General features: G+C 46.2%; 5 protein-coding genes. 3 read left to right on the top strand and 2 right to left on the bottom strand.

Translation table 11 applies throughout. The features are described from left to right. The first annotated feature begins 383 nt into the window (after positions 1-383). Positions 384-1,061, top strand: a complete 678-nt coding sequence (gene ntcA, locus RMO79_RS19670; RefSeq protein WP_310484957.1) for a global nitrogen regulator NtcA — start codon at positions 384-386, stop codon at positions 1,059-1,061. A 166-nt stretch (positions 1,062-1,227) separates the two neighbouring features. Here ntcA and RMO79_RS19665 read toward each other — a convergent pair whose 3' ends face one another. Further along, positions 1,228-1,434: a hypothetical protein gene (locus tag RMO79_RS19665; protein WP_310484956.1), complete on the bottom strand. Its 207-nt coding sequence runs from the start codon at positions 1,432-1,434 to the stop codon at positions 1,228-1,230. Between the two features lie 319 nt (positions 1,435-1,753). Here RMO79_RS19665 and glyA point away from each other — a divergent pair, with 319 nt between their 5' ends. After that, positions 1,754-3,037, top strand: coding sequence for a serine hydroxymethyltransferase (glyA, locus tag RMO79_RS19660; protein ID WP_310484954.1), 1,284 nt, complete (start codon positions 1,754-1,756; stop codon positions 3,035-3,037). Between the two features lie 130 nt (positions 3,038-3,167). On the opposite strand, the gene RMO79_RS19655 is transcribed toward glyA, so the two are convergent. Beyond that, complete coding sequence (locus RMO79_RS19655; RefSeq protein ID WP_310484953.1) at positions 3,168-3,662, bottom strand: bifunctional nuclease family protein; 495 nt, start codon at positions 3,660-3,662, stop codon at positions 3,168-3,170. Between the two features lie 177 nt (positions 3,663-3,839). On the opposite strand from RMO79_RS19655, the gene ribE reads away from it, so the two are divergent. Then, the gene (gene ribE / locus RMO79_RS19650; RefSeq protein WP_310484952.1) at positions 3,840-4,532 is read left to right on the top strand and encodes a riboflavin synthase; all 693 of its coding nucleotides are present in this window, start codon (positions 3,840-3,842) and stop codon (positions 4,530-4,532) included. The last annotated feature ends 218 nt before the right edge of the window (positions 4,533-4,750 follow it).

Below are 4,750 nucleotides of genomic sequence, written 5' to 3'. Positions count from 1 at the left end.
CCACGCGATCGATCGATTGTTCGCAATTCCAGTTACTAGGGCATTTTTGCCGCTTAAATTTAGCACGATAATTCTATTCTCTACTGATAACTCGCACGGCTTATGATATCAGTTCGCTGCGAACACTTGCCAGTTATCGATGTTTCGATCGATCCTAATGGCGGATCGAGAGGGCTTCGTATTCTGTGATACAAAAAACTATTGGCAAGTCAGATTAAGTGATGTGTAATACCGTTCGATCGGGGTTGGCGGTTCGATAATTCGATAAGCTCCAGTGCCTAGCTGCATTCGTCGATCGATTAGGAATGGAGAGCGAGCAAATTTACACTCCGATCTAGTCTGAAATTATAAGTCCAAATATTCCAAGAGAGTGCAAATTTAAGATGGTCATGATGCAAGATAAACCCCTAGCTACCGTCTTTCAGCAAATGGCTGGAGGCGAGTTTCCACCTGTAATCGAGACATTCGATCGCAATAAGACAATTTTTTTCCCTGGCGATCCGGCAGAACGTGTCTATTTTCTCACTAAAGGTGCCGTAAAGTTGTCGCGCGTCTACGAAGCTGGCGAAGAGATTACAGTGGCTTTGCTGCGCGAAAATAGCGTATTTGGGGTGCTATCTTTGATTACGGGGAATAAGTCTGACAGGTTTTATCATGCGGTGGCGTTTACCCCAGTCGAGTTATTATCTGTCTCGATCGATCAATTTGAAAAGTCGCTTAAAGATAATCCCGAACTCTCGTTAATCGTGCTCAGAGGTTTGTCGTCACGAATTCTCCAAACCGAAATGATGATCGAAACCTTGGCACATAGAGACATGGGATCTCGTTTAGCTAGTTTTTTGCTGATCTTGTGTAGGGATTTTGGCGTACCTAATGGCAATGGCATTACGATCGATCTTAAATTATCCCATCAAGCGATCGCCGAAGCCATCGGCTCTACCCGCGTGACTGTCACGCGTTTGCTCGGAGACTTACGCGATGGCGACAATCAAACAATCTCGATTCAAAAGAAAAAAATTACCGTTCATAATCCGGTGGCTTTGAGTCAGCAGTTTAATTAGGGGATAGGGGATAGGGAATAGGGGATAGGGAATTACTTAAAGACGCTTGCGTCTAGAGAAAGACAGGGGGAAAAGGGGGAATTGCACGGACGCTTGCGTCCTAAAATCTTAATATGTGCAAAGTTTAATATCAAAAATAATCACCCTATCCCCTATCCCCTATTCCCTAATCTATTTCCACCAGCCTAAACCCCATCTGACACTCATAAGTATCGGATTGTGGCTCGCTGCAACAGTTGAGACTGCGGATAAGACGACCGCAACCGAGTTTACCTTGTTGCCAGCGCGGTCGCCCATCGCGATCGGCCATCAGACAGGCTTGACAGACTTGTTGCGGTGCAATAATTTGGTTATCAATAATCACTACTAACATACACCACCCCCATTTTTGGGTCAGGTAGAGACGAACTATTACCAGGTATATCTACAACATGAAGATAGTCCACACCTTAATTTTACCAATACTACTAGAATTGTCACGATTTAACTTGGCAATATGCTAGTTTAGCTCCCCATGCTCGATCGAAACTGTAACAGATAGTGCTAGAGTCTCCCGCTACCTCCCACACTTCCCCCTTCTCCTACCCCTCCCCATCCTCCCCTTGGGAGAATCGATCTCGATTAGCTATAATCGATAGTCTGGGAGACCACATCGATTTCGCAATCTCCAACCTATTTCCAATAGACTAGACATGGCAAAAACTAACTTAGAATTTTTAGTAGAGACAGATCCCGCGATCGCGAGTTTAATCGGTTCCGAGCTAGGTCGCCAACGCAGCCATCTCGAATTGATTGCCAGTGAGAACTTCACTTCGGCTGCGGTAATGGCAGCACAGGGTTCGGTACTTACGAATAAATATGCCGAAGGTCTACCCAGCAAGCGTTATTATGGTGGCTGCGAATTTGTAGATGAGATCGAGCAAATTGCGATCGATCGAGTCAAGCAGTTATTTGGTGCAGCGGCGGCAAATGTCCAACCTCATTCTGGCGCGCAGGCTAATTTTGCCGTCTTTCTGACGCTCCTCAACCCTGGGGATAAAATTATGGGGATGGATTTATCCCACGGCGGACACCTTACCCACGGCTCACCAGTCAATTTTTCAGGTAAATGGTTCGATGTCAACCATTATGGTGTCAGCCAAGAAACCGAGCAATTAGACTACGACCAAATTCGCGATTTGGCAAAAAAACATCGTCCCAAATTATTAATCTGCGGTTATTCTGCCTATCCCCGGATTATCGATTTTGCCAAATTCCGCGAGATTGCCGATGAAGTCGGTGCGTTCTTGATGGCAGATATCGCGCACATTGCTGGATTGGTCGCTACCGGACACCATCCCAACCCGATTCCTTACTGCGATGTCGTAACTACGACCACTCACAAAACGCTCAGAGGCCCCCGTGGTGGCTTGATTATGACTCGCGATGCCGATTTGGGCAAGAAGCTCGACAAGTCGGTGTTCCCTGGCAGTCAAGGTGGCCCCTTAGAACACGTAATTGCTGGTAAAGCAGTTGCCTTCGGCGAAGCTCTCCAGCCCGCCTTTAAGACCTATTGCGGCAATGTAATTACCAATGCCCAAGCACTGGCTGGTCAACTCCAACAACGGGGCTTTAAAATCGTTTCTGATGGGACTGACAACCACCTGATGTTAGTCGATCTGCGATCGATCGGCATGACTGGCAAACAGGCAGATTTACTGGTTAGCGATGTAAATATCACTGCCAACAAAAATACAGTACCTTTCGATCCGGAATCTCCATTCGTGACTAGTGGTTTGCGACTCGGTTCGCCTGCAATGACTACTCGCGGCATGGGTACGACGGAATTTGTAGAAATTGGTAACATTATCGCCGATCGATTACTCAATCCTGAAGATGATAAAGTAGCTAGCGAATGTATGCGTCGGATTGCTACTCTATGTGAAGGGTTCCCACTCTATCCCCATCTAAGTATCCCCGTTCCGACGTTGGTATAAGTTCTAGTCTGGAGTGCGCGAAACTCGATCGCCAAAGCACTCCTTCGCTACCACCTCATACAACAATGTGTATGAGGTAAGGCAACATTTTAATGCAGCCTTTTTCTGCCTAAAGCCTAAAGCCTAAAACCTACCCCGCATAACCACCTTTGCGAATCAGATCGTCAGGACGCAGATTAGAGACAAAGCTGCGGAAAGCTTGGCGTTCTTGCTCGTCAGCATCGCGATCTACAGGAATCGAAGCATCGGCGATGACTTCTTCAATTACCCAGATTGGTGCTTTAGTCCGAATGGCGATCGCAATTGCATCGCTAGGACGAGCATCGATTTCCCGAATTTGACCGTTATTATTAATGACGATCGACGCGTAGAAAGTATTATCTTGCAGTGAATTAATCGCGATCCGCTCGACTTTGAGATCGCAACTCTCAAAAATATTCACGATCAAGTCATGCGTAAATGGTCTGGGAGGTGTCTGTTTTTCTAGTGCATTAACGATCGCCTTTGCCTGCTCCTGAGAGATGTAAATCGGTAAAGCGCGACGATCTGACGCATCTTTGAGTAAGACAATCGGACTCCGCGATACCGCGTCCAATGCAATCCCCGCTACTTTCATTTCAATCATGGTGGTGGTTTCCTGTAAATTATTTACCGATTTAGGTGGTGGCGAACGTTAAAGTTTAAAATAAGAACCGACGTAGTTTGTTCAGAGCAAGCTCGAACTTGGGCGGTTCCGTACCTATATGTATCAAGGATGACCTATGAAATGCTCGATCGCGAATAGTACTTTGACTGAAAAAAGATGTTTACAGGACTAGTTCAATCGCTGGGAAATTTACGCCTTTTGACTGAAGACAGGCTAGAAATCTTGTGTAACTTCTCAGATGCGAAGCTCATCTTAACCGATTTGACTATTGGGGATAGTGTAGCTGTAGATGGGGCATGTTTGACAGTAGAAGAAATTTTACCTCAGGGGTTTATTGTAACTGTTTCTCCTGAGACTATAGATCGTACAACGATCGGGCAAAGAGATCGTACATCTTCACCTGCAAATTTAGAAACATCTTTGCGCGTTGGTGGCAAAATTGGCGGTCATTTTGTGACGGGACATATCGACGGGATTGGTAAGCTGGTGTCGAGTAAACCTACTGCTACCTCTTGGGAAATGCGCTTCGCCGCACCAGAATCGCTCGGCGAACAATGGGAAAATTACATCAGTCGTTATTTAGTTTCTAAGGGGAGTATTGCGATTAATGGCGTAAGCCTAACGATCGCCGATTGCGCTCCAGATGGTGATTGGTTTACAGTTGCCGTAATTCCCCATACATATTCCAACACCAATCTCGCCCAGCTTCAGCCGAATGAGTGGGTAAATTTGGAAGCCGATATTTTAGGTAAATATGTCGAAAAGTTGATGGGTGCGACTCAAAACGATCGCAGCCATCAGCGCGAAATCATTACACCAGATTTTTTGGCAGCAAATGGATACCGTTAATATTCCCACCCGATCGAGCTAGGGTGTGTAAATATCTCTAGAAACAAGCGAAATTAGTGGGAATCCCCCAAACCCCTTGGAAAGGGGGCTTTAGCGGCGTTTGTTGGGGGCGGGTGCCCCACCAAAACCCCAAAATCCCCCCATACAAAGGGGGTGGGGGGTTACCCCAAAATTGGGGTGTTTATATTGGTATTTAAAAAACCCAAAAAGAAAGGGGG

It is taken from the genome of Chamaesiphon sp. VAR_48_metabat_403 (assembly GCF_031422475.1).
Taxonomy (GTDB): domain Bacteria; phylum Cyanobacteriota; class Cyanobacteriia; order Cyanobacteriales; family Chamaesiphonaceae; genus Chamaesiphon.
This window is presented reverse-complemented; position numbering and strand designations above follow the sequence as displayed.